This is a genomic window from Rhodococcus sp. CX (assembly GCF_015865005.1).
Lineage (GTDB): Bacteria > Actinomycetota > Actinomycetes > Mycobacteriales > Mycobacteriaceae > Rhodococcus.
This window is the reverse complement of sequence record NZ_JADZGH010000041.1, coordinates 50471-55967: the sequence shown is the minus strand read 5'-3', so window position 1 is coordinate 55967 and position 5497 is coordinate 50471. Positions and strand designations below refer to the sequence as shown.

Sequence of the window (5497 nt, the reverse complement as noted above, 5' to 3'; positions counted from 1 at the left end):
CCCGGGCATCGACAAGGTCTCGTTCACCGGCTCCACCGCCGCCGGCCGCACCATTGCCCGCACCTGCGGTGAACTGCTGCGCCCGGTCACCCTCGAACTCGGCGGCAAGTCCGCCGCGGTCGTCCTCGACGATGCCGACCTCGCAGCCAACATCGAATCCTTCTATGCCGCAACGCTTCTAAACAACGGCCAGATCTGCTGGCTCGGCACCCGGGTACTCGCGCCGCGTTCACGCTACGACGAGATCGTCGACACTATTACGGATCTCGCGAAGGGTGTGTCCGTCGGCGACCCGCTCTCGGAAGCGACACAGATGGGACCGCTGGTCTCGGCCCGTCAACGCGATCGCGTCGAAGGCTACATCGAGAAGGGTAAGTCGGACGGTGGGCGGATCACCACCGGCGGCAAGCGTCCTGCCGGGGCAGATCACGGCTGGTTCGTCGAACCCACGGTATTCGCCGACGTCGAGACGGGGCACACCATCGCGCAGGAGGAGATCTTCGGCCCGGTGCTGTCGGTCATCCCCTACACCGATGAAGCCGAGGCAATCGCCATCGCCAACCACTCGGACTACGGCCTCGGTGGTTCGGTCTGGACCGCCGACCCCGAACGCGGTGCACGCTTTGCCCGCAACATCGCCAGCGGAACGGTCGGCATCAACGGCTACGCCAACGATCCGACCGCCCCCTTCGGCGGCATCAAGAACAGCGGACTCGGGCGGGAACTCGGGCCCGAAGGACTGGCGGGCTACCAACAGCTCAAGAGCATTTACCTCGACGTGCGCTGACACGGTGGGCGGGGCTACCTGTATATGCAGCCCCGCCCACGGTGGTGAATTTCAGGAAAGGAGCACAGTGACGAAAGATGAAGTCGCGCTGCTCGACTTCGCCGTGCGGTGGGCACCCTACGGTGGCGGTGACGAGCACATCCTGCCCGAGTTCGGACTCCTACCCATCGACTTCTACCACCGCCTGCAGAGTCTCCTCGACGAACATCCGAGTATCGACGTCCAGGTCCGGCGCCGTCTGAAAGCTCTCTGCGCACACAAACTCGGCTATCCACCGGCCGGTCGCAGACGTCGTCACGCCCCAGCGGACTCGATCATGAGGTTCGAACCGCTGTGACAAGACGAGTGAACATCTCGCTCGCACTTCGCGCGTAGTCCTGACAGCGTGTGAAGGGCTCCGAACCACCCGGATACCGGCCCGGCGCAGCGCGTCCCGACACCCACCTATGCGCCCTGCCCCAATTTCACTCCTTCAGCAGATGGTCATCCAGAACGGTGGGTGCACCTTCGGAGTCGCCCGTGATCGGGCTTGACCGTTGCACTTCCCTGCGAGGCCCGGCCGGGTCGCCGCATCCCGCGGGATCTCGAGATCACGTATGCCACTGCTGTCGAATGGTTTTCAAATTCTGGGGACGATCCGGGAGCAGGGTCGACGTCGACATCTCGTCTCGCCCCCGACAGCTTCACACGATCGAGCGCGTGCCCGGTGCAGGCCACCCTCAACCGACAAAGATCAGGACACCGACGACCCCTCCCGTGACCAGCGATGCGCCGCCACAGATCAACCACGCCCGGGTTGCGAGCTTCCGCCACCGATCGCACCGACCAGCCGCGACCGATCCCCTCCGATCCTGATCGGACGCCCGGGACTCGGACATACGGCGGGCCTTCGCGTCCGCTCGTGCCGCCACGCCGAACGAAACGGGAACCACCAGCAAGAGCCACCACAACAGACCAACCATCGCGCCGATACCTGCTCCGGGCATTGCCTTCCTTCCACACCACACGACAGCCGCCACACAACCGTTCACCGGCCCCCCTCCCCGGCCACCCGCACCTCCGGCACGCCCACGCCCCTGCAGGGGTATCGCCGAACGCTTCCCGGTGTTGCATTCGCAAGCCACCGACACCACCACGGACCCCGCCTTGCCGCCTGGCCCGTACGCCCGGCACAGAAGCCCCACATCGCCGCAAACACCACTGGTCCGACGCACACGCCGTGGGAGCCTCCCGGGGTCAGCACAGTTCTCGGCCAGGAACGACGCATGCGCCGTTCTCCGCCGGTGGCTCGATCGAGTTCCGGCATGCGCTCGGGATCGGAGACGACCGGAAGTCACCGGGAGTCGAGTGGTTCGAAGACCGGGAATCTCTCCCCCGGTTGCGTGTCCCGGAAATACACCCTCACCGGCCGATCGGGCGGCACCGGAAGCTCACCGTCGATCCACGAATAGACCCACGGGCCCTCGTCGAGTTCGACGATGGCGATCACCGACGGGCACGGCGCGCCGCACACCGGGTCGGGTGCACGATCGGCGGTCCGGCACGACACGATCACTCCCGCCCCGGCCGAGTCGACAGCTTCGAGTTCGCCGTGGCCGCACGAGTGGCAGGAGACGCTCAGGGGCGGGAGCAGCACGGCGCAGTCCCGACATTTCCAGATGACGAGCTTCCCGCAGCGCGTGGTCACGCGCCCGCGGCCGAAGACGGCGGCGGTCACGGCGCGACCTCGACACCGAACCCACCCAGGACGGTGCGCGTCGCGGTGCCGAAGCATTCCGGGTTCGAGTTCGAACGGTGCAGCGCCAAGTGAGGCCCGTCGGCTCGGGGCACTAGCGATCGGTGTGGGTGGTACATCGCGCGAACCTCCGTAGAGCTGATTAGGCACGTCACACGATGCCGCCTCCGCCGCGGTGTAGCGACGGTCGTAATACCCGGGGGCATACCTATCTTTCCCGGAGGAAGGAAGCCGGCCGGTACGGACCAGGGTCCGAAACGGGTACCCCACACCGCCGGTCGGCCGTTCCCGGACTCCCGCGCGCACACGATCCTCGAAGAACCCGAAACGCTCCACTCACCGTGAAGCACACATGCCCGACACACCGACGGCGACCCCAGAAAGAAAAGAACCCCTCCGATGATCACCTTGTTCGTCCTCCGACCGGTTGCTCTCACAATCGCCGTCGCCCTGATCCTCGCCGACACCGTCCTGGCCACCCGGATCCCGGAGCTGCCCGACTGGGACGAGGCAGGCAACCCCGTCCGCCACTGACACCCCACTCGCCCCGAACGAACTCCTGCGGCCCGACGCATCGACACTTCCGTCGTTGCATCACCGGTGCAGGCCAGGGCGAGCGCCACGCGGCTGCGGACAGGCTCCGCGGCGGCGACGGTCAGGATGCCCGACCACTGCACCTCGGAGGGAATCCGGGGCAGCTTCGTCAACCGGGACACCACACGCCGCGTCAACCGAGTGTGAAGCGGCCCCGGCCAACGGGATTGGACTCGCGCAAACCAGCCGTCCCTTGCTGCACTCGTGTGTCGACACCTCACACGTCGGGGACGGTGGAACGCCGTCTCAACAATCGGTCAGATGTTCAGATTTGTCTACACACGACGAAAATTGTGGTTGGCGTACGCATATATCGGTACGCCAACCACGATTTCGGACGCACCTGGGTTCAATCCGAGATGACGGACGGCGGAGCAACCGCACGCAGCGGCACCGCCGCGGTCTATCGGCTCAGCCTCGCGCCATGTCCACGAAGCGTGACAGGTGCAGCTGGTGCGCGACCGTGATCGTGGCCGTCGGACCGTTACGGTGCTTGCCCACGATGAGGTCCGCCTCGCCACCGCGCGGGTCGTCGCGTTCGAACGCGTCGGGACGGTGCAGCAGGATGACCATGTCGGCGTCCTGCTCGAGGCTGTTGTGCACCGAGATGCCGTCGGCCACGAAATTATGGGTGCCCGGGACGGTTCCGTCGAACACGTCCTGCTCGCCGAGGCTCTCGATGGAGACGATCTCGTCCCAGAACACGTTGTTCGTCGCGACCATGTCGATGTCGGCGGTGTCCAGGACACCGGCGACCTGCGCCAGGCTCGATCGTGCACCCGATGCGGACCGGGATACCGCGGCGGCGACCAGTTCGGCGGGGGCGAGGTTCTCGACCGCGAGGAGCCGGGCGAGTTCGGCCTCGATCTCGGGGGTGACCGTATCGGCGCTGTGCCGCACCAGCTTCGGGCCGAGCTGCGCGAGCACCCACTGCGCTGCGGTGCCGTACTTGCCGACGTCGTGCAGGAAGACGGCCTCGTTCTCGCGGCCGGTGACGACCACGCCCCAGCCCGCAGCGGTCTCGACGATCCGCGCGAACACACCGATCCGTAGGAGCAGGCGGGCCAGGTCGTCCGCGAGCCGCCGACCGGCGGACGGGAAGCGGATCACCGCGCGCGCGGCCTCGGCATCCCACGCGACCTCGCCGCCGTCCTCCCAGACGTGGCAGACGAACGCCGCAACCTGAGCCTTCGGCAGCGAAAATGCCTGTGCGGGAACACAACCCTGCGCGACCGCACGACCCGCGAGATCGAACACCTCGTCGTCCGACAGTTCGACGACCTCGAGCGGAGCAGGCAGGGCGCGGGGAACCGCGACACGCTCGCCGGCCATCAGCTCGCCGAGCGGAATCCAGCCGTCGACGGTGAGGAACGGATGGTTCGCCGTGGCCTCGACCCGACGACCCGAATCGAGCGTCAGCCGGAACACTTCCTTGCGCCCGGACGGGAACACCTTCACCATCGGACGGGCGACCATGCGCATGCGCTCGTCGAGCGACCACACCTCCGGCTGTTCCCCGGACTCCAGCAACTCGCCGAGGGTGACCTCGCAGCCGTTGTCCGCCCGCAGCACCCGCGTGCTCGCGGGAAGGCAGCCCGACTCGCGGAGGTCCGAAACCTGCGGCTTCTTGTCGGTGCGCTGCTCGGGGCCACGGTTGAGCTGACACACCGCGACGACCGGAACCTCGAGTTCCTTCGCGAGAAGCTTGAGGCTACGCGAGAATTCGGAGACTTCCTGCTGACGCGACTCGACCTTCTTGCCGGACGACATCAGCTGCAGGTAGTCGATGACGATGAGACGGATGTCGTGCTTCTGCTTGAGCCGCCGCGCCTTTGCGCGGATCTCCATCATCGTCAGGTTGGGGGAGTCGTCGATGAACAGCGGGGCCTCGCTGATCTCGCTCATCCGTCGGGCCAGGCGCGTCCAGTCGTCGTCGGTCATACGGCCGGACCGCATGTCGCCGAGCTTGATCTTCGCCTCGGCGGAGAGCAGACGCATGACGATCTCCGTCTTGCCCATCTCCAGGGAGAAGATGACCGACGCCATGCCGTGCTTGATCGAGCACGACCGCATGAAGTCCATGCTGAGCGTCGAATTGTGGGTGGGGACCATCGACCGGCCCGCCAGGTACAGGTGCTCGCCGTCGACCTCGACGCACCTCACCGGCACCGACGCGACGGGCCGTACCGCGACGACGCGGCGTTCCTGCGCGACGGCGCGACGGTTCTCCTTGTGCTGCAGGGCTTTGCTGGGCAGCACGAACACGTCGTCGTCGGCGGTGAAGGACACCGAACCGGATTCGAGGGTGCGGGTGTAGCCGAGGCCGGCGAGCAGTTCGGCGATGTCCTCGAGCAAGCGCGGGCAGTCGCTCTCGAAACGGA

6 protein-coding genes are annotated in these 5497 nt (G+C 66.7%); 3 read left to right on the top strand and 3 right to left on the bottom strand.

Going from position 1 to position 5497, the window contains the following annotated elements; translation table 11 throughout:
- The coding region (locus tag I0Q12_RS31885; protein WP_231609961.1) for an aldehyde dehydrogenase family protein at nucleotides 1-787 on the top strand (787 nt) is incomplete at its 5' end.
- A gap of 67 nt (nucleotides 788-854) precedes the next feature.
- A complete protein-coding gene (locus tag I0Q12_RS03990) occupies nucleotides 855-1124 on the top strand; it encodes a DUF3263 domain-containing protein (protein WP_197250695.1) in 270 nt (89 codons plus the stop codon).
- Nucleotides 1125-1506: 382 nt separating this feature from the next.
- Here the strand turns inward: I0Q12_RS03990 and I0Q12_RS34800 are convergent, their stop codons facing one another.
- Nucleotides 1507-1773 carry a hypothetical protein gene (locus I0Q12_RS34800; protein ID WP_307846020.1) on the bottom strand — a complete coding sequence of 89 codons (267 nt, stop codon included), beginning with the start codon at nucleotides 1771-1773 and terminating at the stop codon, nucleotides 1507-1509.
- Nucleotides 1774-2120: 347 nt separating this feature from the next.
- Nucleotides 2121-2504, bottom strand: coding sequence for an OB-fold domain-containing protein (locus I0Q12_RS03985; RefSeq protein WP_307846015.1), 384 nt, complete (start codon nucleotides 2502-2504; stop codon nucleotides 2121-2123).
- A 417-nt stretch (nucleotides 2505-2921) separates the two neighbouring features.
- Here I0Q12_RS03985 and I0Q12_RS34600 point away from each other — a divergent pair, with 417 nt between their 5' ends.
- A complete protein-coding gene (locus I0Q12_RS34600; protein ID WP_269437520.1) occupies nucleotides 2922-3056 on the top strand; it encodes a hypothetical protein in 135 nt (44 codons plus the stop codon).
- Between the two features lie 471 nt (nucleotides 3057-3527).
- Here the strand turns inward: I0Q12_RS34600 and I0Q12_RS03980 are convergent.
- Nucleotides 3528-5497, bottom strand: a 1970-nt coding sequence (locus I0Q12_RS03980; RefSeq protein ID WP_231609960.1) for a DnaB-like helicase C-terminal domain-containing protein, incomplete at its 5' end; no start/stop codon positions are given.

Coding starts and splice junctions, on each gene's coding strand:
- I0Q12_RS34600 (WP_269437520.1), top strand. CDS start 2,922: ATGATCACCTTGTTCGTCCTCCGACCGGTTGCTCTCACAATCGCCGTC.
- I0Q12_RS34800 (WP_307846020.1), bottom strand. CDS start 1,773: ATGCCCGGAGCAGGTATCGGCGCGATGGTTGGTCTGTTGTGGTGGCTC.